Annotated in this window: 22 protein-coding genes; 15 read left to right on the top strand and 7 right to left on the bottom strand. The window is 55.9% G+C overall.

From position 1 onward, the window contains the following. Nucleotides 1-323: 323 nt before the first annotated feature. Entirely contained in the window at nt 324-968 is a 645-nt protein-coding gene (locus tag ACHZCX_RS19570; RefSeq protein WP_319588890.1) for a DUF47 family protein, read from the top strand. 77 nt (nt 969-1,045) lie between these two features. Next, a complete protein-coding gene (locus ACHZCX_RS19565) occupies nt 1,046-2,029 on the top strand; it encodes an inorganic phosphate transporter (protein WP_319588889.1) in 984 nt (327 codons plus the stop codon). A gap of 78 nt (nt 2,030-2,107) precedes the next feature. Here the strand turns inward: ACHZCX_RS19565 and ACHZCX_RS19560 are convergent, their stop codons facing one another. Next, the gene (locus tag ACHZCX_RS19560) at nt 2,108-3,139 is read right to left on the bottom strand and encodes an HD domain-containing phosphohydrolase (RefSeq protein ID WP_319588888.1); all 1,032 of its coding nucleotides are present in this window, start codon (nt 3,137-3,139) and stop codon (nt 2,108-2,110) included. 282 nt (nt 3,140-3,421) lie between these two features. Here ACHZCX_RS19560 and ACHZCX_RS19555 point away from each other — a divergent pair, with 282 nt between their 5' ends. Further along, on the top strand, nt 3,422-4,465 hold the full coding sequence (locus ACHZCX_RS19555; protein ID WP_319585255.1) for an IS110 family transposase: 1,044 nt from the start codon (nt 3,422-3,424) through the stop codon (nt 4,463-4,465). Nucleotides 4,466-4,490: 25 nt separating this feature from the next. On the opposite strand, the gene ACHZCX_RS19550 is transcribed toward ACHZCX_RS19555, so the two are convergent. From ACHZCX_RS19550 to hrpA, 4 genes are all read right to left on the bottom strand, one after another. Continuing rightward, nucleotides 4,491-4,685: a hypothetical protein gene (locus ACHZCX_RS19550; protein WP_319585256.1), complete on the bottom strand. Its 195-nt coding sequence runs from the start codon at nt 4,683-4,685 to the stop codon at nt 4,491-4,493. A gap of 461 nt (nt 4,686-5,146) precedes the next feature. Next, a complete protein-coding gene (locus ACHZCX_RS19545) occupies nt 5,147-6,088 on the bottom strand; it encodes a DUF882 domain-containing protein (RefSeq protein WP_319588887.1) in 942 nt (313 codons plus the stop codon). A gap of 55 nt (nt 6,089-6,143) precedes the next feature. Continuing rightward, on the bottom strand, nt 6,144-6,440 hold the full coding sequence (locus ACHZCX_RS19540; protein WP_319588886.1) for a hypothetical protein: 297 nt from the start codon (nt 6,438-6,440) through the stop codon (nt 6,144-6,146). Nucleotides 6,441-6,607: 167 nt separating this feature from the next. After that, entirely contained in the window at nt 6,608-10,348 is a 3,741-nt protein-coding gene (gene hrpA / locus ACHZCX_RS19535) for an ATP-dependent RNA helicase HrpA (protein WP_319588885.1), read from the bottom strand. 132 nt (nt 10,349-10,480) lie between these two features. Here hrpA and galU point away from each other — a divergent pair, with 132 nt between their 5' ends. Both galU and priA read left to right on the top strand, forming a co-directional pair. Further along, the gene (gene galU, locus ACHZCX_RS19530; protein WP_319588884.1) at nt 10,481-11,362 is read left to right on the top strand and encodes a UTP--glucose-1-phosphate uridylyltransferase GalU; all 882 of its coding nucleotides are present in this window, start codon (nt 10,481-10,483) and stop codon (nt 11,360-11,362) included. A 25-nt stretch (nt 11,363-11,387) separates the two neighbouring features. Then, nucleotides 11,388-13,691: a primosomal protein N' gene (gene priA, locus ACHZCX_RS19525; protein ID WP_319588883.1), complete on the top strand. Its 2,304-nt coding sequence runs from the start codon at nt 11,388-11,390 to the stop codon at nt 13,689-13,691. Between the two features lie 112 nt (nt 13,692-13,803). Here the strand turns inward: priA and ACHZCX_RS19520 are convergent, their stop codons facing one another. Beyond that, a complete protein-coding gene (locus ACHZCX_RS19520; protein WP_319588882.1) occupies nt 13,804-14,265 on the bottom strand; it encodes a periplasmic heavy metal sensor in 462 nt (153 codons plus the stop codon). 200 nt (nt 14,266-14,465) lie between these two features. Here ACHZCX_RS19520 and ACHZCX_RS19515 point away from each other — a divergent pair, with 200 nt between their 5' ends. Next, complete coding sequence (locus ACHZCX_RS19515) at nt 14,466-16,439, top strand: ATP-binding protein (RefSeq protein ID WP_319588881.1); 1,974 nt, start codon at nt 14,466-14,468, stop codon at nt 16,437-16,439. A gap of 59 nt (nt 16,440-16,498) precedes the next feature. On the opposite strand, the gene ACHZCX_RS19510 is transcribed toward ACHZCX_RS19515, so the two are convergent. Beyond that, nucleotides 16,499-16,684, bottom strand: coding sequence for a hypothetical protein (locus ACHZCX_RS19510; protein WP_319588880.1), 186 nt, complete (start codon nt 16,682-16,684; stop codon nt 16,499-16,501). A 178-nt stretch (nt 16,685-16,862) separates the two neighbouring features. Here ACHZCX_RS19510 and ACHZCX_RS19505 point away from each other — a divergent pair, with 178 nt between their 5' ends. From ACHZCX_RS19505 to ACHZCX_RS19465, 9 genes are all read left to right on the top strand, one after another. Beyond that, nucleotides 16,863-17,414, top strand: a complete 552-nt coding sequence (locus ACHZCX_RS19505) for a YqgE/AlgH family protein (RefSeq protein WP_319588879.1) — start codon at nt 16,863-16,865, stop codon at nt 17,412-17,414. 70 nt (nt 17,415-17,484) lie between these two features. Beyond that, nucleotides 17,485-17,919 (top strand): YkgJ family cysteine cluster protein, encoded by a 435-nt coding sequence (locus ACHZCX_RS19500; protein ID WP_319588878.1) that lies wholly within the window; start codon nt 17,485-17,487, stop codon nt 17,917-17,919. After that, nucleotides 17,916-18,383, top strand: a complete 468-nt coding sequence (locus ACHZCX_RS19495; RefSeq protein WP_319588877.1) for a 23S rRNA (pseudouridine(1915)-N(3))-methyltransferase RlmH — start codon at nt 17,916-17,918, stop codon at nt 18,381-18,383. Before ACHZCX_RS19500 ends, ACHZCX_RS19495 begins: the two co-directional genes overlap by 4 nt. Before the next feature lie 134 nt (nt 18,384-18,517). Further along, entirely contained in the window at nt 18,518-19,063 is a 546-nt protein-coding gene (gene tsaE / locus ACHZCX_RS19490; protein WP_319588876.1) for a tRNA (adenosine(37)-N6)-threonylcarbamoyltransferase complex ATPase subunit type 1 TsaE, read from the top strand. Beyond that, nucleotides 19,063-19,701, top strand: a complete 639-nt coding sequence (locus ACHZCX_RS19485) for an HNH endonuclease signature motif containing protein (protein WP_319588875.1) — start codon at nt 19,063-19,065, stop codon at nt 19,699-19,701. The genes tsaE and ACHZCX_RS19485 overlap by 1 nt, the downstream gene beginning before the upstream one ends. Nucleotides 19,702-19,751: 50 nt before the next feature. Then, on the top strand, nt 19,752-21,518 hold the full coding sequence (locus ACHZCX_RS19480; RefSeq protein ID WP_319588874.1) for a YcaO-like family protein: 1,767 nt from the start codon (nt 19,752-19,754) through the stop codon (nt 21,516-21,518). Beyond that, on the top strand, nt 21,515-22,576 hold the full coding sequence (gene waaF / locus ACHZCX_RS19475) for a lipopolysaccharide heptosyltransferase II (protein WP_319588873.1): 1,062 nt from the start codon (nt 21,515-21,517) through the stop codon (nt 22,574-22,576). The genes ACHZCX_RS19480 and waaF overlap by 4 nt, the downstream gene beginning before the upstream one ends. Next, nucleotides 22,576-23,229: a D-glycero-beta-D-manno-heptose 1,7-bisphosphate 7-phosphatase gene (gene gmhB / locus ACHZCX_RS19470; protein WP_319588872.1), complete on the top strand. Its 654-nt coding sequence runs from the start codon at nt 22,576-22,578 to the stop codon at nt 23,227-23,229. Before waaF ends, gmhB begins: the two co-directional genes overlap by 1 nt. Continuing rightward, the gene (locus ACHZCX_RS19465) at nt 23,226-24,068 is read left to right on the top strand and encodes a glycerophosphodiester phosphodiesterase family protein (protein ID WP_319588871.1); all 843 of its coding nucleotides are present in this window, start codon (nt 23,226-23,228) and stop codon (nt 24,066-24,068) included. Before gmhB ends, ACHZCX_RS19465 begins: the two co-directional genes overlap by 4 nt. Nucleotides 24,069-24,280 lie beyond the last annotated feature (212 nt).

Genomic DNA, 24,280 nt, shown 5'->3' with positions numbered 1-24,280 from the left:
CCAATCCTTTGTCTCGGGAAAGATGGCAGGGCGTTTCGCTGAAATCGGCAAGGCTGGTTGAGGTCAATCTTTTGAATTTACATCGATAAAGACGGAATGGCAGTCTCCTTGAGAGGCTGTTGGAAAAATGTCAGGAAACTGTTTTTTTAATGTCATAATCGCGTGAGGAAGGTAAAGTCGTACGGCTTGTGACGTACCGCTTTGTGTTGTCTACCGGCAGTCGTCCCCAATCTTTGGCTGGGGAGGGTGCTTATCGATTTTGCTGCTGTCACGCTGCCGGGTCGCTTTCATTGCTTTGAATTCTGAGAGGAGAAAGAACGATTATGAGCCTTGGTTTTCTCGCTAAATTACTCCCTCCGCCGGAGAATAAATTCTATAAACATTTTGAGGATGGTGCTGAGGTTTGCGAATTGTCGTCCCAGCTGTTTTATCAGATCGTCCATTCGGATCTGAGGCAGCGGGAAGAGTATCTCATCCATGCCAAGACCTATAAACGGCGGGCAGTCGAAGCCCTGGAGGGCAGTCTGGCCCTGCTCAACGCCTCCTTCATCACCCCAATTGACCGGGAGGATATCCAGTTGATCTCCTCTAACCTCTACAAAAGCACCAAGGTCATTCTCAAAGCCTGCGTCAACCTGCGCATTTACAAGATCGATTCCTACAACGATATCGTCAAAAAGCAGGCGGAGATTCTGATCAAATCGGCGGAGGAGCTGCGGACGATCATCTCCATGCTGAAAAACAATGCCCCGCTCAAAGACATTACCGCCTGCAATTACCGGATCAAAGACATCGAGAATCGCGGCGACGAGATTCTGTTCACCGCCACGGAAGAGATCTTTTCCGGCAAATACGATGCCCTCTATGTGCTCAAGCTGCGCGATATCTACAAGGGCATCGAAAATGGCTTGGACATCTGTTCAGTCATTTCCGATCTGATTGTCAATATCGCCCTCAAGCACAGTTGATCTGCGGCAATCGTTTTGTCAATAGCGGGGGATACGCCCTGCCCATGATTGCGACCCGGAAAAAAGGAAGAGAATAAATGGTCCTGACCCTGCTTATTTTAGTTGTCGTCACCGCGATAATTTTTGAATACATCAACGGGTTTCACGATTCCGCCAACGCCATCGCCACCGTCGTTTCGACCAAGGTGCTGACCGCCCGCGCGGCCATCCTTTACGCCGGGGTGCTCAATATTGGCGGAGCCTTCATGGGGACCCATGTGGCCAGTACCATCGGCAAGGGCATTGTCGCCACCGACAGCGTCACCCAAGGGGTTATTCTCTGCGCCCTGCTTTCCGCCATTATCTGGAATCTGATCACCTGGTACTACGGCATTCCTTCCAGTTCCTCCCATGCGCTGATTGGCGGCTTACTGGGAGCGGCCATATCCAAAGCCGGGTATCACGTGGTGCAGTTTGAAGGGGTGACGAAAAAGGTATTGATCCCCATGATCACCTCACCACTGATCGGTTTCGTCATCGGGTTTCTCTGCATGGTGACGATTTTATGGGTGTGTGCTAAGGCGAACCCAAACACCGTCAATAAATATTTCAAGAAAATGCAGTTGGTCTCTGCCGGAGTTATGGCGCTGAGCCACGGCAGCAACGACGCCCAGAAGACTATGGGCATCATTACCCTGGCCCTCGTCAGTTATCACACCCTGCCCACCTTTGAGGTGCCTTACTGGGTTATTCTCGGCTGCGCCCTGACCATGGGCATGGGCACCATGGCCGGCGGCTGGCGGATCATCCGCACCATGGGCAGCAAGATGATCAAGCTCAAACCGGTGCATGGCTTTGCCGCTGAAACCTCTGCCGCCGCCGTTATTCTCACCGCCTCCCACTTCGGCATTCCGGTCAGCACTACCCACATTATCTCCACCTCGATCATGGGTGTGGGCAGCACCAGGGGCATTCATGCCCTTAAGTGGGGAATAGTCGGGAATATCGTCATGGCCTGGGTCCTGACCATTCCTGTCTGCATGGTGATCGCCGCCGTTCTCTACCAAATCCTGCCGGTCTGAGTGATTGGTGCAGCGTATCGTGGTGTTCTGGAAGAAAATTGAAGGAACCTGATAAGGCAAACGTATCTCTATCGGTTTTCACCACATTTCCGACTTGTCCCGCAGCTGTTCGTGAATTTCGGCGAAACGATCCTTTACCCTTCTGAAACTCTCCACCAGCATCGGCTCAAAGTGTTTACCGTTCTCGGCTATGATCACCTCCTCGCTATGTTCTGCCGGCATGGGGTCTTTGTATGGCCGGCGTGAGCGCAAGACGTTGTAGGTGTCGGCCAGCGCCATAATCCTTCCCGACAAGGGGATTTCCTCTCCTCGCAATCCCTGCGGATACCCGCTCCCGTCCCATCGCTCGTGGTGGTTTGCAGCCATTTCATGGGCTAAGAGCAGATAAGGCGATCCTGTTTCTTCATAGAGATCTTGTAGAATCTTGCCGCCGGCTGCGGCATGCTCCCGGACAAGTTGCATTTCTTTCACGCTCAACCGGCCGCGTTTGTTTAAGAGGCTGTCGGGAACATTCATAATGCCGATGTCATGGAGCACACTGGCATTGGCAATATCTTCCACTCTCTGTTTATTCAGGCCCAGTTGCGGTTGGTAGTGTTGCAGATCGTCCGCCAGATGAAAACAGTAGCGTTTCACCCGTTGCACATGTGCACTCTCCTCTCCGGCACGAACTGCGGCCAGCTCAGCCAAGGCTCCCACCAGTTTGTAGTGATCCTCAAGACGGAGGAGTCGGTCGGCACTCTGAAGGCGCAAGTTCAGTTCCTCGCGCAGAACGGGCTTGCCAACAAAATCGTCGGCCCCGGCGGCCAGGGCTCGCAACAGACACTCCTTGTCGTCGAGAATAGTCAAGACCATCAGGTAGGTATAGCGTTTTTCCTGGGCACGGACGGCTTTCACTACCTCGACGCCATCCATGTCGGGCATAGCCAGGTCGGTGATCACCATCCTGACGTCGGGTTGTGCCTCCCAGATAGCCAACCCTTGCCTGCCGTTCGCCGCAGAATACACTTGGTATCCCTGTGATTCTAGCTGATTGTGAAGAAGGTGGCGTTGAGTAGCCTCATCTTCAATGATGAGGATGGAAGGTTTGCAAGACACTGCATCGGACATGGGTTGCTCCTCATTACTGGGGATTGGGCTAAGGGGTGTAAAGTGGGTGGGAGAGGGAATCTGTTCGATCAACTTGCCTGAATTGTAGACAAGCTCTGGAGAGGGAGTCAATAGAAAATTCGCTGCTCTAGGCAAAGTGAGGAGGGAGTGAAGCCGGAGCAGATGTGCTCAATCGCCATGGCAATGCTCGATGGTTTGATACTAGAGAAGGCCCCCTGAGCACCCGGCGGACTATTCCGCTATAATGGGGGTATCAGCAACCCTTAGCAAGGAGGCCTTCTCATGCGATTGTACACCAAGCAACACAAGCATTACTGTGGAATCGACCTGCACACCAACAAAATGTACCTGTGCATCCTCAGCCAGGAAGGGGACATCCTGCTCCATCGCAACATCAAGACCGAGCCGGAAACCTTCCTCAAAACCATCGCCCCCTATCGGGATGATCTGGTGGTGTGCGCCGAGTGCATGTTCTCCTGGTACTGGCTGGCCGATCTCTGCGCCACGGAAAACATCCCCTTTATCCTCGGTCATGCGCTCTACATGCGAGCCATCCACGGCGGCAAAAGCAAGAACGACAAGATTGACTCCCAGAAGATCGCTGCCTTGCTCAGGGGCGGCCTCATTCCCATGGCCTACGTGTATCCCCAGCGGATGCGTGCCACTCGGGACCTGATGCGCCGGCGCAACCATCTCATGCGCAAGCGGGCCGAGCTCTTTGCCCACACCCAGAATACCGCCAGCCAGTACAACCTGCAGGTGCCTCTGGGCCGGATCGCCAAACCGCAAAACCGGGAAGGCTTGCTGGATCGGTTCGACGATCCCTCGGTGTGCATGTCCATGGCCGCCAATCTCGACATGATCGACGCCTATGACCGGGTGTTGGCCGTCCTCGAACAGGACATCATTGCCCACGCAAAGGAGCATGACCCGACTGCTTATGCCCTCTTGAAGAGCATCCCCGGCGTGGGCCGGATCAATGCCCTCAATCTGCTCTATGAGATCGAGGACATCAGCCGCTTTCCCAGGGTTCAGGATTTCGCCTCCTATTGCCGCCTGGTCACCTGCTCCAAGGAATCCAACGGCAAGAAATACGGCAGTGGCGGCAAGAAGATCGGCAACGCCCATCTCCGCTGGGCCTTTTCCTTGGCTGCGCAACTGTTCCTCAAAAGCAACGAACCGGGCCGGCAATTCCACGACAAGCTGGTGCGGAAACACGGCAAAGGCAAGGCGCTTTCCATCCTGGCGCACAAGCTCGGCCGAGCGGTCTATTTCATGCTGAAAAACCGGCAGGGGTTCAACATGCATACGTTCCTGGCCGTCTAATCGAGGGGACGGGCGAGCCCGACACCTAACTGGAGCTTTTTTCGAGCATATCCGCATGGCCCTCCGGAGCATATCCTCCGTCTGCCGTCAGCATTATGGGCCATGGTCTGCCGGTTGCACCGCAGCCAGAAGGCTTGATTGGCCGTCCGTCCCGCTCGTTGAACATCTGCTTGTTGATGTGGTTCTGCCCCTCACCCGAGCCCGGCTCTAACTCTGGCATGCCGCCGCATGACCAAGCCGTTTTGAATGGGACGGCACGAGGGTACGCGATTGTTTCTAGGACGCGACAACAAAATCCTTGCCGCAATCACCCGGCCTTCGTTCCCGGCGAGCCCGCGAATGGAACCCGGTCTCCGACGAGCAAGAGAGTGGCCCATTCTCGACCGGGTTCCATTCGCTCGTTGCTCTTGCCAGCATCGTCTTAACTGGCAAAGTGGTTGATCCTCGATAAGTGTTTGGCGCAGAGTCACTCTGTCGTCGAATATGAAACCCAAGTCAGGGCGCGCTTCATCGGGCAATTGGTCGGATTGTACCGACCACAGAGTGATAAGTTCATCGCTCCCGGATACCTTTATCCGTTGACAACCGGGGGCCTTCTAAGTGTTAATGGGATGTCTCCATTTAGGGCAACACCCTTTTCATCGGCCGGTTTGCTCCTCTTCGATGAGCTAAACTTTAAATCTAGGGCGTCATCTCGATAGGATTGGAAAAAGTCTCCGAGGGCATCTGCTCAAACGGTTTTTCACAGAATTCTATTCTGATCGTGTACTTCCCCGGAGGCAAATGTGTCGGCAGCGAGGTGGTCAGCAATCGAGCGTTTTTGCGCTCGCCGATCCGGATACAGTCGGTTTCACCCTTGCTGTCTATGCGGATGCCTGAGACCGGGGTTTGCAGATTGTCGACTCGAAACACCTGTGCCAACGGGTGGACACCAAAATCATAGCTGCTGAGGCTGGAAAAGGCTAACCGCACCCGATCGTTTGGTTTGTAACGGTCGAAGTCGGTAGCGAGGTAGAGGTGGCGGTTGAAATCCGGCTCCTTGGCTCGTGTTCCCGAGGTGGCCGCTTCCCAGAAACGCGGCTTGCCGGCGTCCAAATGCACGATCTTGCCGCCGTAATGGCCGATGCCGCAACAGTTTTTTGCCCGGATCGTCTTCCAGAGTTGTTTCCCGCTCACCCCTTGCAACCAGAAATCCAGGGCTAAGCCGTCTTGATGTGTACTGGTTTGAGCCGCATTGTTGCCTTGCTCTCGGATTTGATTGTTGTATTCCGGGCTGCGGTAAGCAGATTCGATGTTGATTGTCTTGCCAGGTGCCAGGCGGTCGGCAAAATAACTGAGCATGAACAACAGCCGGGGGGAAATATGCTCACCTTTCTCCTCAGCGGGGAAATCGAACACCCAGTCCACCTTGTTGAACGCCTCTTCGTTGAATGATCTATCCGGATTAAGCAGAGTAACCTTGGCGTCACGATTGTTGCGCAGGTTTTTAAGATGCATCGTGCCGCTGCCCATGAGAAAAAAACGGCTTGGCGGTTGTTCGGCAGCACCCGTTTGAAAGGACGAAGTGAGCGACAGGACAACAGAGAAAAAGGAGAGGCTGAGAAATCGAATATAGGATGGCATTGTGTCAATTGGTTGGTGTTGCACCGCTGCCGGTCAGTTGGCAGGGCGGTGTTGATTATTCCGGCAGGTTTTCCACCAGAATGCCTTTGTTTTGGATAGTCTTGACCAGATCGTCGCGGGTGTGCTGCTTGCTTTTGATCTGCAATTGCAGCCAGGAACGCCACTCCTCTCGTGCGTCCGCTTTTGGCGAACCTGGTTCCAGGGGCGGACTGCTCTCCAACTGAATCCTGACCTGCTGGATTTCATGGGTTAACCGATCGTACTGCTCCTGAAAAAAAGCGAGATCCCGGATAGCTTCATAGCCGATGGTGATGGCGGTAGGAAGAGCCGTTGGTTTGGGTGCATTGTCCATGGTTGTCGTTTCGCTATGGTTTGTTGTCCGTAGGACGTTCATCCTGTGCAGAGGAAATGATGGAATGCATACACTTGGCAAACTGTAGGATATGGAAAGAAAAAACGCAACCAAGGATAGAGCTTTCGGGTTAAGCGGGAAGCAGATTGTTCCTCTTTGCCACCGTTTTACTCAACCCGGCGGCAGATGCCTTCGACCTCCTGCCATTTCTGCAGTAACCGTTGTTCTGAGACCGGTTGAGCCGTACCCAGCTCCGGGGCAAAGATCGAAACCCGGAATTCCTCTAGCAGTTCAAGGTATTCTTGCTGGCAGATCAGGCAGGGCTGGGTGGGGGTGTTGAAATGGGTCATCTGCTGCAAGCGGGCCACCGAGGTGCGCAGGCGTTCCGCCTTTTTTTCATCCTTGAGCGGCGAGTGTTCGGCCCGTTCGATCCGCAGGGCAAGCGCCTGGAGAAAGCGGGGTTTGTGCCCCAGTTGCCCGGCATGCAGAGAATGGAGAAAGTTCTCCGGCAGGATTTGCTCAAGGGCCTTGAGATATTCGCGGTGACGCGATTCCTGGTAATTTTTATTCGCCTTTGCCCGGGCGGCCCATTCCGTTATCTTGTTTTTCACCATCCTTCGTTGCCGCAAGGTTTCGATGATTTTCTCGAGTAGCGATGTGGCGGTGCGCAGCACACCCTGTTCTCCTGCCCGGATGGCCGTTTCCCGGAATTGGGCCAGGGAAGGGAGTGCGCCCTCGGTGGTGGCAAAAACTTCGTCCAGGAGAAAGGCTTGGAGGCTGGCTCGCAATTCGGCGGCCGATGCCTTGGCCCCCAGGATGAGCCAGGAGGCGGAGTGGCTGGTGAGCGAGGCCTTGCACAGTTTGCGGATGGCGGTCATCTCCTTGGCAAAGTGCTGACCGTAGAGAAAATGGAGGCCGAGCCTGTTCTGTCGCCGGCTCTGGGCTTCGTCGTCAATGTAGTGCAACTGTAGAGTGTTCTGCGGTTCATCGACTTTGAAGGCCGGAAAAAACAGCCCGATCACTCGGCCGCTGGGATCGGTCAAAGGCAGTCTCTTTTCAATGGCGTCCAAGTCGTCGGCGGTGATTTCCCGAATCGGCGGCAGGGCCATTGGGCCCCCCATAACCTTCCGGCTGCCGACGGTTTGTTCGTATTCGAGGAGTTCGGTAAAGGAGCGGCTGGCGGCAAGGGCTGCTCCCTGTTCGCCCACCAGGAGAAAACGCATCCGCAGGTGGGGCGGGAGGGTGTCAACTTGCCAGTCGCCGCGCTGCACCGTTACCTGGTAGACGCGGAGGATGGCGCGTTCCAGTTCCTGATAGAGGGAGCCCTTGGAGAGGACGAGGCTGTCCATAATACGGTCGACTGCATCGGGCAAGGGGACCATCCGGCGGCGCAAGGGCTTGGGTAGCCGTTTGCAGAGCAGAAGCAGTTTGTCCGGCAGCAGGCCGGGAACCAACCATTCAAAGGTTTGCGGATTGAGATAGGCAAGCAGATTGCGGGGAATGCGGACAGTGACCCCATCGGCCTCGTCGCCGGGAGCAAAGAGGTAGGTGAGTTCCAGCTCGAACTCACCCGCGCGGAGGGTAGCGGGAAAACGGTACAGCTCCTCGGCATCTGGAACGGCGAGGCAGATATCCTCCTCGGTCATGCGAAGAAAGGTGTCATTTTTCTTGCGCCGCAGCTGCCGGTTGAGGGTGAAGCGATCATAAACCTGGCCCAGACGGGCGTCGTAAAATTTGTAGAGCACCTCCTCGTCGACCACGATATTGCGGCGGCGGAAGCGTTCCTCCATCTCCTGAAATCTTGCCACCAGGGCGGTGTTGTATTCAAGGAAAGGATACTGGCCGCCCAGTTGGTTTTCGATTAGGGCCGAGCGGATAAAAATATCGCGGGCCTCTGCCAGGGTTTTTTCGTTAATCCGCCCGTATTCGACCTTGCGGCCGGCGACGATGGTCAGGCCAAAGAGGCTGACCCGCTCCAGGGCCAGAACCTTGCCGCTCTTCTTTTCCCAGTGTGGGCCGGACCAGGAACGCTTGCAGAGATCACCGCCCAACCGTTCCAGCCAGTCAACCTCGATGGTGGCGACAGTGCGGGCGAACATCTGGGTGGTCTCGACAAATTCGGCGGCCACCGCCCACTGTGGTCCCTTGTTGTAGAGACCGGAGCCGGGAAAGAGGACCACCTCTTTGTTGCCGGCGGAAAGGTAGGTGTTTTTTTCTTTTTTCAGGCAGATGTTGCGCAAAAAACCGCTGGTCAGGGCTATGTGGATGGCCTCAAAGCCGGCGGGCGCATCCCCTCCGCCAGTGCCCTTGTGCTCCCGAAGCAGGCGGCTGATCTGCTCGTGCACATCCATCCATTCACGCATCCGCTGCCAGGAGAGAAAATGGGCCTTGCAGAAGCGGGAAAGTCGCGATTTTGACGGAGCCTCCTCGCCGGGAACAAAAAAAGCATTCCAGATGTTGAGCAGGGTCAGAAAATCTGATTTTTTGTCGACAAACTGGCGGTGAACCTCGTCGGCCTTGTATTCTTTATCCGGCGGCCGCACTCGCGGATCCTGGATGGAAAGGGCGGCGGCGAGGATGGTGATCTCGCGGCTCGAACCCAGCGCCATGCTTTCGATGATGATGCGGGAAATGCGCGGATCAAGCGGCAACCGGGCCATCAAGCGGCCGTTGGCGGTGAGGTGGTGGTCGCCGACAATGGCCCCCAGTTCCTTGAGGATGCGGTAGCCTTCGCGGATGGCGGTGGACGGCGGGGCATCGATGAAGGGGAACCGGGCAGGATCGCCCAGTTTGAGGTTGATCATCTGCAAGATGACCTCGGCCAGGTTAGAACGCTGGATTTCCGGCAGGGTAAAGGCTTCGCGGGAGAGAAAATCCTCCTCGCTGTACAGGCGGATGCAGGTGCCGGGTCCGGTCCGGCCGCAACGGCCCCGGCGCTGCTCACAAGAGGCTTGGGAAATGCGGCTCACTTTGAGACTGGTGGTGCCGGTGCGCGGGTTGTACCGGGCAATCCGGGCCAGTCCGGTATCGACCACAAAACGGATGCCAGGCACGGTGAGCGAGGTTTCGGCGACATTGGTGGCCACAATGATCTTGCGGCGGTGCGAGGGCCGGAAGATTTTGCGTTGATCGGCGGCCGGCAGACGGCCGAAGAGCGGCAGCAAGAGGTGGCTGTCGGCGAAACGCTGTAACCCGTCCAGGGTGTCGCTGATGTCGCGCTCGCTTGGCATGAACACGAGGATGTCGCCGCCCTGGGGGAGGGTGGCCAGGTCCTCGATGGCGGCAATGGCCTGGTCAACATAGGAAATCTCGGCTTCATCCTCATCAACCGCCTCACGGTACAAGGTGGTGATCGGGTAGGTGCGGCCGGAAACCGAAATCACCGGGGCACCGTCGAAATGGGTGCTGAATTTCTCGGCGTCGATGGTGGCGGAGGAGATAATCAGATTGAGATCCGGCCGGGCAGGCAGCAGATTCTTCAGGTAGCCAAGCAAGAAGTCGATATTGAGGCTGCGTTCGTGGGCCTCGTCGACAATGAGGGTGTCGTAGTGTCTCAGTTGCTGGTCCTGACGGGTCTCAGCCAAGAGGACGCCGTCGGTCATGAACTTGATCAGGGTATCCTTGGAGGTCTGGTCGTGGAAGCGGATTTTGTAGCCGACCTTTTCTGGAGCCTTCAGTTCCTCGGCCACCCGGTCGGCCACCGAGAGAGCGGCGATCCGCCGCGGCTGAGTACAGCCGATCATGCCCGCAGTTCCCCGTCCCGCCTCAAGGCACATCTTCGGCAGTTGGGTGGTCTTGCCGCTGCCGGTGTCACCAACGATGATCAAGACCTGGTGCTCGCGGATGGCGGTGACGATGGATTCCCGCCGTTCACTGACCGGTAGTTCGGGTGGATAAGAAAGATGCATGAAATTATGGAATTTTTCTTGAGGATGGCGGTCCGTTCGGGGTACAATCAAAACACTTGTCGCTTGTTCAGGCCTCTATACCTGAATTTTTAGGCCATCACATCTGAAATATCATCGCACAGCGAGGGCAGAATGAAAGCTATCAGAAAGGCCGTCATCCCGGTGGCGGGACTGGGGACGCGATTTTTACCGGCAACCAAGGCGATTCCCAAGGAAATGCTCACCATTGTCGATCGCCCCACCATCCAATATATCGTGGAAGAGGCGGTGGCCTCCGGCATCGAGGAGATCATCCTGATTACCAGCGCCGGCAAATCGGCCATCGAGAATCACTTTGATTACGACTTCCAACTGGATACCGTGCTGCGCGACCGGAACAAGATCCAGATGCGGGAGGAACTCAACAATATCTCCAATCTTATCGATATCATTTCGGTCCGCCAGAAGGAGCCGTTGGGGTTGGGGCATGCCATCTGGATGGCGCGGAATGTGGTCGGCGACGAACCGTTTATGGTTTTGCTCGGCGATGACCTGGTGATGAGCAAGGTGCCCTGCTGCAAGCAGATGATTCAACTCTATGAAGAGGTGGGCGAATCGATTGTTGCCATCCAGCATGTGCCCATGGACCAGACCCATCAGTATGGTATTGTTGAGGGAACACCGACCGATCATGAGCGCACCTATAAGGTTGATCGCATGGTGGAAAAACCGGCGCCCGGCACCTGTAATTCCGACATGGCGATCATCGGCCGCTATCTGCTGATGCCTGATATTTTCGAGTATCTGGAGAAAACCACTCCTGGCCACGGCGGCGAGATCCAGTTGACCGACGCCTTGCTCGCCCTGTCCAACAACCGGGGCATGTATGCCTATGAGTTCAACGGCAAGCGGTACGATGCCGGCGATAAGCTCGGCTATCTGAAGGCGATTGTTGATTTTGCCATGAGCCACAACGCACTGGGTAAACCTTTCCGCGAGTATTTACGTAAAGTTTGCGCCGAAATGGGTCAATAGTACGTCTTTTTAATCTGGAGCGCAGGTGGATGTTTTGTACGAAGTTGCCGTTGACGCGCCACTTGCCGCCACCTTGACCTATAGCCAACCCGCCGGGAGACTTGAAGAAATTCCGGCGGGTTGTTGCGTTCGTGTGCCCCTGGGGAACCGCCGGGCCATTGGGTATATCCTGGGACCGGCCCCACCACAGGCTGAAGGTGCGCCGTCTTTTGTCATTAAGCCTATCGCCGAGGTGCTCACTGAGGCGCCGTTTTTCCCGGAAAGTCTCATCCCCTTTTATCGCTGGATCGGCCGCTACTACCACCACCCTCTCGGCGAGGTGTTGCGCACAGCCCTGCCCTTGGCGCCCACTTCAAGGAGCAGTCGTCAGGTCAAGGCCAAGATGCGGGAAACGTTGGCTCCTGGCGTATGCTTGCAGCCCCTGGTCTGGGCGAAAGGCCAGAGGGATGTACCCGCGATCCTGGCCAGTGTTCAGGAAAAAAATAATGGTTCCCTGAAGAAATCCGAACTCAAGGCGTTGACGCTTTTTCTTGAGCTTTTTCATCAGGGCAATGGCCAGCCGGTGCCGCGAACCCTGCTCAGCCAGCGCTATCCCGGCGCGGGACCCCGATTGAACCGTTTGCTCGAGTTGGGGATTCTCGCCACGGCCAATGAACGGGTCTACCGGGATCCTTTCGGTGAGCCACCGGCCTTCCATCCCGTTCCTGAGCAACTCACCACCGAGCAGCATCAGGTGCTGGCCACCCTGATTCCGGCAATTTCAACCGCAAACTTTGCCCCCTTTCTCCTCTTCGGGGTGACCGGTTGCGGCAAGACCGAGGTCTATCTCCAGGCTGTGCAACATGCCATCAATGCCGGCAAAACCGCCTTGGTGCTGGTGCCGGAAATCGCCCTGGCCTCCCAGTTGGAGGCCCATTTTTATTCCCGATTTGGGTCGCAGTTAGCGGTCCTGCACAGCGGCCTGAGTGATGGCGAACGGTTCGACCAGTGGCAGACCGTTCTTTCTTCCACCGCCAAGGTGGTGCTGGGGGCGCGGTCGGCGGTCTTTGCACCGCTGGAGCATCTTGGCATCGTCATTGTCGACGAGGAACACGAACCAGCCTACAAGCAGGAAGACGGCTTGCGCTACAATGGCCGCGACCTGGCGGTGCTGCGAGCGCAGATGGCCGGATGTCCGGTCCTGCTCGGTTCGGCCACGCCTTCGGTGATCAGTTACCAGCACTGCATCCAGGGAAAATACACGCTGCTGACCATGCGCAAGCGGGTGGCGGAACAGCCCCTGCCGACAGTCGAGATTGTCGATTTGGCGACCGTCAAACGCTCCCGGGCCGATCTGGTCTTTTCCGACCAATTGATCAATGCTTTGGGCGAAACCCTGGAGCAGGGCAAACAGAGCTTGCTGTTCGTCAACCGTCGCGGTTTTTCCTCGTTCATGCTTTGCCGGGATTGCGGCGCCGTCCTCCAGTGCAAGCATTGTCAGGTTTCCCTCACCTTACACCGCCACCAGCGGATATTGCTCTGCCACTACTGCGGGTACAGTCAGCATCCCGATACGCTGTGCCCGTCCTGCGGCTCGGCTCGGATGGCCGGGCTCGGAATCGGTTCGGAACGGATCGAGGAGGAGGTGCAACAGCTCTTTCCAGAGGCCAGGGTGGCGCGTCTCGACAGTGACACCACCACCAATCGCAAACACTATCTTGCCGTCCTCAAGGCGGTGCGGTCGCGGCAAGTCGATATTCTGATCGGTACCCAGATGATCGCCAAGGGGTTGCATTTTCCCCATATTACTTTGGTGGGCGTGGTTTGGGCCGATTCCGGGCTGGGCATGCCCGATTACAAGGCTGCAGAACGCACCTTTTCCCTACTCGCCCAGGTAACCGGACGGGCGGGGCGGGGAGATGATCCCGGCCGGGTTATTATCCAGACGTATCAGCCGCATCACTACAGCGTTCACTTGGCCCAGCATCATGATTATACAGCATTTTTCGACCGAGAAATTGCCGTGCGCCAGCCCTTGCGCTATCCACCCTTTTCCCGCCTGGTCAATATCCGTTTCAGCGGATTGAAGGAAGAGCGGGTGGAACAGGCTGCTGGTTTGGTGGCCGATTTTCTCCGGCGTCGGCAATGGACAAATCAGGTGGATATCCTGGGGCCGTCGCCTGCGCCTCTGGTTAAAATCAAAGACCGCACCCGCTGGCAGCTTTTACTCAAGAGCCGTTATCCGGCAGTGCTGCACGAAATATGCGAGACGCTTCTGGCCGAGAAAAGCAGGTTATGCCCGCGTGCCGTTACTATGAATTTTGATGTTGATCCGGAAAATATGATGTGATCGCCGGGTAGCGATCAATGGGGGCAAGGAAAACGCCCCGACGGAAAGGAGGGAGGAACCGCCGGGGCGCAGGAGGGCTTGGGGGTGGGGGTAGGTAGTATTGGAAAATCTCTTACATCATCATGTTATGATGCTTGCCACGCATGCCGTCGCCACGCATGTTGTCGCAGGGCATGCCGTCGGTGCCGCCTTGGCCCATCATCAGCATGGGCATGGGCAGGCCGGTTTCTTTAGCCTTGGCGCGAAGTTTTTCGCGCAGTTCAAAGAGTTCGCCGGCCAGTTGTGAGGCCTTAACCGTATCCGGGGTTCCAGCGTTGAGCAGAGCCCGCAGCGCCGCATTTTTTTCCGCCATCTCTTTTCTAATGGCCACGGTGTCGTTGAGAAATTTGTCATGTACTTTCTGCATTTCCGTGTTCATCTGATACTGGCAAGGGGAACTACCAGGCTTATTTTGGGGAGCCGCTTGCACCGGTTGGTTCGATTCTGCCAAGGCAGCTTGGCTGATAGCCAGGGTTAAACCGCTGGTAAGGATAGCCGCCAACATGATTTTCTTCTTGGGGTTTGTCATTTTCATGGCTTCATGCTCCTAAGATACACGGGGTTAAATGTGAGCTTGTTGTTGTCTGTGTCATAGCGATAACCGTGCCAGAAATTCATTTTGCTGTTAACTATTTGTATTGGTAGTGAAAATTATTTTTTTGAACAGGGATCTGGTTTTTCATTGGGGAAAGAATAAAGGAACTGTTCCTTTCCTACCCAAGCGAGGGGACGCAAATGAGTAAAAAGTATCCAGGCGACAATCCGCAAGATGAATTGCCGCCGGGTGATTCCCGCGATAGTCAGCGCTCATCTGGTTTGTCTCCCCTTGGTTTGATCCTTGCAGACAAAACCGGTATGAAGCCACGATTCCTCAAAGGATTCAATCAACCTGCCTATATGTTTTCCTCCCCCTGGCTGCTGGCTGCTGCTGCGGGACTGCTGATCATGATTGTGGTCACTTTCGCCTTCCACAATCTCAGGCTGGAAGAGCGGTTGATGACCAATGCCATGCTGCAGAAAGCCGCCACCCTGATGCGGGTGCTCCACTCCGGCTCACGGGCCTCCTATCTCAACGACCTGCGCAAGGATTACCGGAATAACGAAGCCTGGAATATCCATGTCCAACGGGTGATTGATCATCTTGGCGAAGATCCGGAGCTCAGTTTTATTTCGTTGGTCGACGCCACCGGCAAGGTGATTGCCCATAGCAACAATGCCAGGATCGGCTCGGTCGAACCTTTGCCGGCAAGCTCTGACCAAAAAAGCGAGGCCGAGGATCAGTCTCAGATTGCATACAGCATTCAGGTGACCAAGGATTTTGGTCGCGTCTTCGAGACGGTTCGGCATTTTTCAGCGGCCTTTCCCACCATTGCACCAATGCCCATGCGGCCAATGCGAGAGGGGCAGAAAGGGCCGTTTTTCCATGAACCGGATGAGCGGCGTCCGATGCCCCATTTTTATCCTGAGGGTACTCCCAAGGGCGAACAGTATTTTGTCATCGTCGCTCTGGATATGAAAGAATTTGACCGGACCCTGGGCCGGCTGCGGATGCAGATTTTTATGCTTTCCCTGGCCATGCTGCTGGTCGGTCTCGGTGGCTGGTTTTCCCTGTCAGCGGTTCAGGGGTATCGCATCTCCCAAAAAACCCTGGATGATATCCAAGCCTATACCTCCCTCCTGATTGCCAAGTTGCCGGTCGGTGTTATTGCTACCGATACAACGGGCAGGATCACTACCTGGAATCGAGCCATCACTCAACTGACCGGTATCGAAAAAAATGCGGCAACCGGCAAAAGACCGGGCGACGTGTTGCCCGGACAACTGGCCGGTTTTTTTCAATTCGAAGACCAAACCAGTCTCGGGAAGACCGTGGCGGCAACTGAAAGAGGAGTGCGCCTCACCTTCGGCTCCCGCCGGTGCGAATTGTTGTGCCATCCCCTGACTATCACCGACAGTGAGCAGCAGTATATGGGCAAGGTCTTGCTGATTTCAGATGTCACCGAAATCAAATCGCTTGAACAGCGAATGCGGGAAAACGAACGGCTGGCGGCAGTGGGCCGGATGGCGGGCGGTGTCGCCCATGAGGTTCGTAACCCCTTGAGTTCGATCAAAGGGTTGGCCTTGCTGTTGAAAAACAAATTTCCGGCGGGCAGTAAGGAACAAGATACAGCAGAGCTGCTGATTCAGGAAACCGAGCGGATGAACCGGACCATCACCGAAATGCTCAGCTTCACTCGGCCCGCCACCCTGCACTTGGGCCGGGTCGATCTTGTCGAGTTGCTGGGACGCGGCCTGGAGTTGATCAAGGCAGAAGCTGCGGAAAATCGTATTGATACAGTGCTGGAGGCGCAAAAAGATCTGTTGCCGGTCCTGGGCGATGTCGATCGGTTAATGCAGGTGATAATGAATATTCTGCTCAACGCCATGCAGGCCATGGAGCAGGGTGGAAAACTGTTGGTCACTCTCGGTAACAGGGATGATCACCAAGGGGTGGAAGTGCGAATCAGCGACACCGGCGACGGCATTGCTGCCGAACTGCTCCCCCAGGTTTTTTACCCTTATTTCACCACTAAGCCGGGGGGGACGGGCATCGGCCTGGCGATCTCACAGAAGATTATCGCTGATCACGGTGGCTCCATCGAGTTGGAAAGCGAGATTGGCAAGGGCACGACCGTCATTCTTCAGCTTCCGGTCTACCATCCACTGTAAACCTGCGATGAAGCGGGTTTGGGGAATTGAAAGCGCGATGTTTCGGATGGTCTCGCGGCTCAGGTGGTGCTGAAATGCTTGTCGAGAAAATCGCACTCCATTGGGGTGAGATCAAAGCGCAACTCTGCCTCCTGCAGGACCACTTGCCGCTTCTTTTCCGGCTGATTCCGCAGGGTTTCCGACATCCAGGTCAGCGCTTTTTTGAGTTTGGTCGATTTGGTGTGCACCGGTGATTGCTCGCTCATACGTTTCCCTGATTTTCCTTGATAGCGGTTGATTGTTCCCGGGGATGCGATTAAAGTCTACCCCAGAGGGGACAAAGCGGCAACCTTGATCAGTGTGTGTTCACCAGGGAAACCATCTTGACCGCTGGCGAATACAGATGATAGGATGCATAGAACGGAGGATATAACAAGATTGGCCATGGAGAGCTTGACAGGACATTTTCTCATTTCAACGCCGCAGATGCCTGATCCACGATTTCAGGAGCAGGTCATATACCTGTGTGCGCACAATGAAGAGGGGGCCATGGGGCTGGTTATCAACAATCCCAACCCCGAAATCACCTTGCTCGATGTCCTTCATGGTTCCAACCTGGCCATTCCGGAAGGGCCGTTGCCGCCGGTGTATATGGGCGGTCCGGTTGAGCTCGACGCCGGTTTCATCCTCCACTCCACCGAAGCACCTGATCGATATTCCCTTGAAGTTAAACCCGGCGTTTATTTAAGCCGCGATTCCCGGTTGCTCGAAGATATCTCCCTGGGTCAAGGCCCAAAGTCTTTTCTTTTCATGCTGGGCTACGCCGGATGGGGTGCCGGCCAGCTGGAGGGCGAACTGGTAGATAACAGTTGGCTGACCGTTCCGGCCGACCTTGAGGTTCTTTTCCATACTCCGGATGAACAGAAATGGAAAAAAGCAGCGCAAAAATTCGGTGTTGATATTTCGATATTCGGTGATATCATCGGCTACGCTTAATAACCTATGGTTGTTGCCTTTCTTTTTCTTTGACAACTCCGGCCCCTGTGGACCGGCGTTTTTTTTTGCCATGAACGATAATACGACACAATCCTGCCAGGTCTCCGACATTTTTGAGTGCGCCCGTTGCGGTTTTTGCTGCCACGGGGAAACCACCGTTTCCCTCGACGAACGGGATCAGGAACGGATGATTAAAGCTCTGGGGTTGAGTCGCGAGCAAACTCAAGAACGATTCTGGCGGGTTACCGGTTCAGTGGTGCAGATGCAGACCCGTGATGGCCACTGTATCTTTTATGATGCGGAAACGGGGTGCACAGTTCATGAGGGGCGGCCTTGGCGGTGTCGGCAATGGCCGCTGCATCCGAGTATGCTCGCCGACGAAAATAACTTTCAGACCATCACTGAGTCCTGCCCAGGGTTAAAGAGAGAGTTGGGGCACGAGCAGTTTTGCCGTATTTTTCAAGCACTGCTCGACCGGGGCAATACCGGAAAATTTTCTGGATGAAATTTCTCATCCCCTTTGTCGGTAAAACCAAGGAATCCTACCTCGATGCCGGTATCCGCGATTATGCTGGTCGGCTGGGCCGGTTTGCTGAGGTGGATTTGCCTGTACTCAGGGAGCGGCACGGCCGCAAGGACGCAGATGAGGTGGTCAAGGCCGCAGAGGCCGCATTGCTGCTGGAGCAGGCCGCCTCTGCCGGTTTCCGTGTTGCCCTTGATCCTGGGGGGAAGTCTTCTGATTCTGAGGAATTGGCAGGCTTGTTGACCCAATGGGAACGTCAGGGGATCGGAACCGTCTGTTTTCTGATCGGCGGTCATCTCGGCCTGCACCGTTCGGTGCTGGATCGCGCTGAACTGGCGCTCTCCCTTTCCCGGCTGACCTTCACCCACGAGATGACCCGGCTGATTCTTCTGGAACAGTTATACCGGGCCTGCACCATCAAGGCCGGGCATAAATATCACAAATAGCCGCAGGCCTTCCAACGCTCCACCGACCCCGCCTTGTAGCTCCATTCCCCCTGCACTTCCGGCTTCATAATTTACACATCCTGTGTTATTGATGGGGTAGCGAGGAAGAGAGGGTGCAACCAACGAGGCAACGGATGACAGCACAAACAAATCGGCTGACTGCTGTGCAGAGGGAGGACGGCGCACTCGTCGTGACTTGCCGCACTCCGGAGGATTTGCCGCCTCTGGCCGATGCCCTTGCCGCAGTGCTTGAGCCCGGCGACACTCTTCTGCTCCAAGGGGAACTGGGGGCGGGCAAAACCACCCTGACCCAACTACTTGCTCATGCCCTGGGTGTCGGCGTGGAGCAGTATGTGGCCAGCCCGTCGTTTGCCCTTTTGCACGAGTATATTGGGCGCCTGCCGGTCTTTCACATGGATCTGTACCGGCTGAGCGATGAAGACGATGTCGAGGCGGCTGGTTTGCTCGAGTATTTCGAGCAACAGGGAGTGTGTGTAGTCGAATGGCCGGACCGGCTCGGTTCGTTGACGCCCGATAGCCGATTGGATATTCATATCGAGCAGGAACAGCTTGAGGCACGGCGGTTTATCCTTACTCCGCGTGGGGACGCCTGGCAGCAAAGGATGGCCCGGATAGCGGAACATTGCTCCAGATCAAGACTTTGTTGGGAGCAGAGATAATGAATTCGAAGGAAACGCTAATTCAATTTGTCGATCTCCTCATGCCTGAGCTCACACCGCATGAAACATCGATGTACATTTTTCTACTAAGGCATTCGCACCTTGAAAACGATAGTGGTGATGTTCGTATAGGTCAGAGAACAATCGCGCAGAAATATGGCCGCGGTCCAAAAATGGCTATTCCAAGCCGCGCGCATATTTTAAGGCAGTTGAAGTCACTTGAGAGGAAAGGATGCATTCATACTGGCGATACAAATCGTGATGGAACTCTTTACCATGTGGTATTGCCTCAAAACGTGCCGTTGGTAGTTGAAAAACTTGTCTCTTCAAGCCAGTCGGCAGAGGAAGATGACTACTTCACAGATTTGGATAAGAGGAAGTTAATTTATGAAAGGGATAAGTGGGTTTGTCAATACTGTGGAGAAATGGTTGATGAGTCAAATGTGACCTTGGACCACTTTGTACCCAGGTGCAAGGATGGCAAAAATAACAAAGAAAACCTTCGAACTGCTTGCCTTCTCTGTAACAGCGTAAAATCAGGTAAGCCTTATGAAGAGGCAGCCATGCTGCTTCTAAAGAGTATTCAAGAGCGAAAACAAAGAGAAAACAGAAATTCCAACAAACCCATTGCACACTGATGGAATTCCGTTCCGTCCCAATATACACCTCACTAACCACCCAAGAGTTCATGAACAAAAAAATCATCAACCTGCAGTCGTGCAGGAAACAGTACACCTACGACCAGGACAAAGCCTGTACACCCGAGGAAACCGTGGCCCGGTTCCAGGAGCGCCTGCGCACCACCAACCTCGATGTGCTTAGGGAGATTCGCCGCATCGACAACGGCCGCCTCGATATTCCCGTCTATTTCAGCGTCTGCGGTGAAGACGCCAGGCGGATCATCGGCAACAAAAAACAGATGGGCAAGGGGTCAACGCCTGCGCAATCGCAGGCCAGTGCCTGCATGGAGTTGGGCGAGCGGTTCAGCTTTTTCAGTTTTCTGCGCGATGCCGACAATTTTCTCACCGGCGATTATGCTGCCATGGAAACCCTGGGGTATCCGGTACTGCCGATCGAGGCCCTGCTGCAGTCGGTGCACGACGCCGAATGCTCCCCCGGGCGGCTGCGCGAGTTGTTAGCTGGCCTGCCCCTGCAATGGACCTGGGCCCTGCGGCTTTCCGATAACACACCGCTGCTCGTGCCCTTTTCCTGGTTTTACGCGATCAACGAGTTCAACGGTCCCTCGGCGGGCAATACCTATGAAGAGGCGGTGCTCCAGGGGATCAGCGAGGTGATCGAGCGCCATGTCTGCGCCCTCATCACCCGAGATCACATCCCCACACCCACGATTGCCCATGAGTCAATCACCGATCCTGTGGCCGTGGAGTTGCTGGCCAAGTTCAACAAGAATGGCATCAAGATTTTTCTCAACGATTTCTCGCTCGATACCGGCATTCCCACCATCGGCGCTCTGGCCTGGGACCCGGCCACCTTCCCCGAGTCAAGTGAGATCGTCTATACCGCCGGCACCACGCCCGACGCCAATAAAGCCTTGATTCGCGCCCTGACCGAGGTGGCCCAGTTGGCCGGCGATTTCAATAGCGGCTCCAACTATGTGGCCAGCGGCCTGCCCAAACCGCTGAGCCTGGCAGAGGTTAGCCACGTCGTCGATAGCGGCCGGGTGATCGGCCTAGATGCAATGGCCGATCTCCAAGATGAGGACATTTTACAAGAGATCAGCAATTGTGTGGCTGCTCTCGAGCGTATCGGTATGGAGGTGCTGGTGGTGGACACCATCCATCCGGAGTTGCGGATTCCAGCGACCTACACCATCATTCCCGGTGCCCATTTCCGGGAGCGGGCCATGGGCGGTAACGCGCCCCTGTTCGCCGCTAAATTGGCGGCGGGCTTGCTGGAAGGCGAACAGCTTGACGCTAAACTCTCGGCAATGCAGGCATTGCTTCCTGAGGCCTACTCGCTCCATTTTTATCGGGGGCGCAATCTTTTTGATCAAGGGGCGACCATCGAAGCCCTTGAATGTTTCGAGCAGGCGCTCCGGTTGCAGCCGCACCGGGAAGATCTGCCCTACCTCTTCTCCTATAAAGGTTCCTGCCTGCGCGATCTTGAACGCTATGATGAGGCGATCGTCGCTCTCAAGCAGGGGTTGCATTATGATGAGGAGCGGCCGGATATCTACAACACGCTGGGTGTCTGCTGCTACAAGACCGGTAGGTACGCCGAGGCGGTTGATCATTTCCGGCGGGCGGTTGCCCTGAATCCGGCCTCGGCCATTGACTACGCCAACCTGGCCCTGAACTTGGAGAGATTGGGCGAGCGGGAGGAGGCTATCGTCAACTACGAGATCGCCTTGTCCCAGGATGCGACCATTGCTTTTGCCGTCGAGCGTCTGGCCGGTTTGCTGGCAGCGGTCGAGACTGGAAGGAAGATGCCGTGAAGCCCTGGCCGCACAACCCGAAAAAGATCCTCGTTCGATCCACCAACTGGATCGGCGATGCGGTGATGACGACTCCGGCAGTTCGCACCATCCGCGAGAATTTTCCAGAGAGTGAGATCACCATGCTGGTGCATCCCTGGGTCAGCGATGTGTTTCGTTACAGTCCCCGGGTGGATCGGCTGTTGATCTATGATAAAAAAGGGCGGCACAAGGGGTTGCAAGGGATGCTGCAGCTGGCGGGCGAACTGCGGCAGGAACAGTTTGACTGCGCCATTTTGCTGCAAAATGCCTTTGAGGCGGCCTTGATCACCCTGGTTGCCGGTATCCCGGTGCGAGGCGGTTATACCACTGACGGTCGCGGACTTCTCTTGACCCATGGTGTGGAGAAGATCAACGAATTAAATAAAAAACATGAGGTGAATTACTACCAACGGATTTTGCTCGGTCTTGGGTTGAAACCCGCTGTCAATGCGTTGGAACTGTTCATCCCCGGCGATCAGATTGATGCGGCCAAACAAAAGGTCAAGGAACTGACTGGAGTGCGGCCCGGGAGTGTGCCTGTGGTCGGATTCAATCCCGGTGCGGCCTTTGGTCCGGCCAAACGCTGGCCGGCGAAAAAATTCGCTGAGCTGGCCGGGATGCTCCTCCGCCGGACCAAAGCCCGCATCCTGCTTTTCGGCAGTGCCGCCGACCGGGAGACCGCTGCCGAGATCAAGGCCCTTGCCGGGCCCGATGCATCCCGGATGATCGATCTCACCGGCGCCACCAGTCTGATCGAGGCCATGGCTCTGATCGGCGAGTGCGACGTCTTTGTCACTAACGATTCCGGCCTGATGCATGTAGCCGCTGCCCTGCGCACGCCTCTGGTGGCGATCTTCGGCTCCACCGACCACATCGCCACCGGCCCCTTCTCCGATAACGCCGTGGTTATCCGCAAACCTCTGCCCTGCAGCCCCTGCAAGAAAACCCATTGCCCGGAAAAACATTTCCGCTGCATGAAACTGATCGAGAGCGATGAGGTCTGCACAGCGGTCATCCGCATCCTCGAGGAGTCCTGATGATTGAACGGCAGATTGGGCTGCAAGAGGGGCGGGCCCTGAAACCGGCGGTCTTTCTCGACCGCGACGGTACCATCAATGAGCAGATGGGTTACATTAACCACCTGACTCGCTTTCATCTGCTGCCGGGTGTGGGGCGGGCAATTCGCAGCCTCAACAAATCCGGCCTGCCGGTGGTGGTGGTCACCAATCAATCCGGCCTGGCGCGCGGCTATTTTCCCGAATCCCTGTTGACGGCGGTGCATGACGAGATGCATCGCCTGCTGGCCTTGGAAGGAGCCCGCATCGACGGTCTCTACATCTGCCCCCATCATCCCGAGGCCAAGGAAGAACGGTTCCGGCTGGTCTGCAACTGCCGCAAACCGAAAACCGGCCTGCTCGAACAGGCAGCGTCCGAATTGGGGCTTGATCTGCAGCACTCCTATGTGGTTGGTGACCGCTGGTCGGACCTGCGCTGCGGGGCGGCGGTCGGCGCGACGACCATTTTGGTGCTGACCGGGTACGGCCGGGGAGATGCCTGTTATATCGGGCCTGGCCAAGCGGTGCAGCCCGATTATGTGGCTGAGGGCCTGGAGGCAGCGGTGGGCTGGATTCTTGCCCATCAGACTGCTTGCGAGGATCATTCTCATGCAACGGGGAAGGCGAAGCCGTGACCGGCGGCGAATCCTGTTCGTTTTTTAACCGATTTGGAGGTCAACCCCTGATCATCGCCCATCGGGGTTACCGGGCCTGCTACCCGGAAAACACCCTGTGCGCCTTTGAACAGAGCCTGGGCCGCTGCCAAATGATCGAGCTTGATGTGCAGCCCTGCGCTGATGGGGTGGCTGTGGTCTTTCATGACGACACTCTGACCCGCACCAGCGATGCCGCTGCTGTGGCAGCTAATTTTGGTCAGGCCAGTCTTGCGCTCCGCGACTGGCCGCTCGCAGCACTCCGCCGCTTGGACATCGGAACCTGGTTTTTGGCAGCCGATCCCTTTGGCACTATCCGCCGCGGAATAGTGGAACCTGCCGAGCTTCGTGCCTGCATGCCGCAACGGGTGTTAACCCTGCGGGAGGTGTTGGTCTGGGCAACAGCGAACCGTCTGCCGCTCAACGTTGAAATCAAGGACAGCGGCCGGCACAGAAAGGACCATCCGATCGTACCCGTGGTAGTTAACGAGATCCGGGAGGCCGGAGCCACCGGCCTGGTTCTCGTTTCCTCCTTTCATCATCAATTCCTCCGTACCTGCCGTCTACTTGCCCCGGAGATTGCCCTGGCCGCCCTGCAGGAAGGCGGGCATCCTCCCGATTTACTCCATTACCTGCATTGCCTCGGTGTCTGTGCCTATCACCCGGAAAATGGCATCACCGATGCAACCCTCGTCAACACCCTGCGTTCTGCAGGTTTGCACGTCAATGTCTTTACCGTCAACGAACCGGCCCGTCAGCAGCAGCTTTTCACCTTCGGGGTCACTGGCATTTTCACCGATTTTCCTCGGGTTGTTTCGTAACTAATCAACTTTTCCTCAAAACATCACGATCCTTCCTGTTGTCTTCATGCGGCCTCAGTGAGCGGGTCCCGTGACAACGGACTGGCGGATTGATCAAGAGGGTCTTTCCCACTGTTCCAGGATATGCTTGGCCCAAGCTGTCGGTTGAATTCCTGAATAACGTGAGCGTCACCGGTTCAGCCTGTGAAGAATATTCGACAAAATTGTTCAGG

The organism is uncultured Desulfobulbus sp., from assembly GCF_963662935.2.
Lineage (GTDB): Bacteria > Desulfobacterota > Desulfobulbia > Desulfobulbales > Desulfobulbaceae > Desulfobulbus.
Note: the sequence above shows the minus strand (reverse complement) of the source record. Positions and strands in the feature narration are given on the sequence as shown.

Excerpts from the sequence above, each read along its gene's own strand:
- ACHZCX_RS19570 (WP_319588890.1), top strand. The coding sequence starts at position 324 with ATGAGCCTTGGTTTTCTCGCTAAATTACTCCCTCCGCCGGAGAATAAA.
- ACHZCX_RS19565 (WP_319588889.1), top strand. The coding sequence starts at position 1,046 with ATGGTCCTGACCCTGCTTATTTTAGTTGTCGTCACCGCGATAATTTTT.
- ACHZCX_RS19560 (WP_319588888.1), bottom strand. The coding sequence starts at position 3,139 with ATGTCCGATGCAGTGTCTTGCAAACCTTCCATCCTCATCATTGAAGAT.
- ACHZCX_RS19555 (WP_319585255.1), top strand. The coding sequence starts at position 3,422 with ATGCGATTGTACACCAAGCAACACAAGCATTACTGTGGAATCGACCTG.
- ACHZCX_RS19550 (WP_319585256.1), bottom strand. The coding sequence starts at position 4,685 with ATGCCAGAGTTAGAGCCGGGCTCGGGTGAGGGGCAGAACCACATCAAC.
- ACHZCX_RS19545 (WP_319588887.1), bottom strand. The coding sequence starts at position 6,088 with ATGCCATCCTATATTCGATTTCTCAGCCTCTCCTTTTTCTCTGTTGTC.
- ACHZCX_RS19540 (WP_319588886.1), bottom strand. The coding sequence starts at position 6,440 with ATGGACAATGCACCCAAACCAACGGCTCTTCCTACCGCCATCACCATC.
- hrpA (WP_319588885.1), bottom strand. The coding sequence starts at position 10,348 with ATGCATCTTTCTTATCCACCCGAACTACCGGTCAGTGAACGGCGGGAA.
- galU (WP_319588884.1), top strand. The coding sequence starts at position 10,481 with ATGAAAGCTATCAGAAAGGCCGTCATCCCGGTGGCGGGACTGGGGACG.
- ACHZCX_RS19520 (WP_319588882.1), bottom strand. The coding sequence starts at position 14,265 with ATGAAAATGACAAACCCCAAGAAGAAAATCATGTTGGCGGCTATCCTT.
- ACHZCX_RS19515 (WP_319588881.1), top strand. The coding sequence starts at position 14,466 with ATGAGTAAAAAGTATCCAGGCGACAATCCGCAAGATGAATTGCCGCCG.
- ACHZCX_RS19510 (WP_319588880.1), bottom strand. The coding sequence starts at position 16,684 with ATGAGCGAGCAATCACCGGTGCACACCAAATCGACCAAACTCAAAAAA.
- ACHZCX_RS19505 (WP_319588879.1), top strand. The coding sequence starts at position 16,863 with ATGGAGAGCTTGACAGGACATTTTCTCATTTCAACGCCGCAGATGCCT.
- ACHZCX_RS19500 (WP_319588878.1), top strand. The coding sequence starts at position 17,485 with ATGAACGATAATACGACACAATCCTGCCAGGTCTCCGACATTTTTGAG.
- ACHZCX_RS19495 (WP_319588877.1), top strand. The coding sequence starts at position 17,916 with ATGAAATTTCTCATCCCCTTTGTCGGTAAAACCAAGGAATCCTACCTC.
- tsaE (WP_319588876.1), top strand. The coding sequence starts at position 18,518 with ATGACAGCACAAACAAATCGGCTGACTGCTGTGCAGAGGGAGGACGGC.
- ACHZCX_RS19485 (WP_319588875.1), top strand. The coding sequence starts at position 19,063 with ATGAATTCGAAGGAAACGCTAATTCAATTTGTCGATCTCCTCATGCCT.
- ACHZCX_RS19480 (WP_319588874.1), top strand. The coding sequence starts at position 19,752 with ATGAACAAAAAAATCATCAACCTGCAGTCGTGCAGGAAACAGTACACC.
- gmhB (WP_319588872.1), top strand. The coding sequence starts at position 22,576 with ATGATTGAACGGCAGATTGGGCTGCAAGAGGGGCGGGCCCTGAAACCG.